This is a genomic window from Acinetobacter sp. S4400-12 (assembly GCF_024129495.1).
GTDB lineage: Bacteria > Pseudomonadota > Gammaproteobacteria > Pseudomonadales > Moraxellaceae > Acinetobacter > Acinetobacter lwoffii_C.
This window is the reverse complement of sequence record NZ_JAMXYB010000111.1, coordinates 1-419: the sequence shown is the minus strand read 5'-3', so window position 1 is coordinate 419 and position 419 is coordinate 1. Positions and strand designations below refer to the sequence as shown.

Sequence of the window (419 nt, the reverse complement as noted above, 5' to 3'; positions counted from 1 at the left end):
TTAAAAGCAAAGAAGCGCTGTAAACTGGATCCTGAACTAAAAATCTATAATCAGCAAATCAATAAAAGAAGAATTGGGATTGAGCATGTATCTGGCAGTTTGAAAACCTTCAAAATTCTTGCTGAGCGATATCGCAATCGAGGCAAAAGACTGGGATTAAGATTCAATTTAATTGCTGGAATCTATAATTTGGAACTGAGTAAAAAATGACTTATGATAGAAGTCTATTATCTCACGAAAAATTTCAACCTATAGATTTTATGTACCAAAAGTATATTATGAGTTTGCAACCAAACAAAAATTAGATAAAAAATGTCAGTAGAAGATATTTATTAGACCTCTTGCGAAAGTCCTTATTGCGAGTTTATTCGGTTTACTAATGCAGCGATTAAATTAATGCGTAAGCCGAATCTTTTCCG

At 32.2% G+C, this 419-nt stretch carries 1 pseudogene; it reads left to right on the top strand.

Annotated elements, in window-relative coordinates:
• Positions 1–210 (top strand): annotated as a pseudogene (locus NI461_RS14145) (transposase family protein); the annotation flags it as partial.
• Between the last annotated feature and the right edge of the window lie 209 nt (positions 211–419).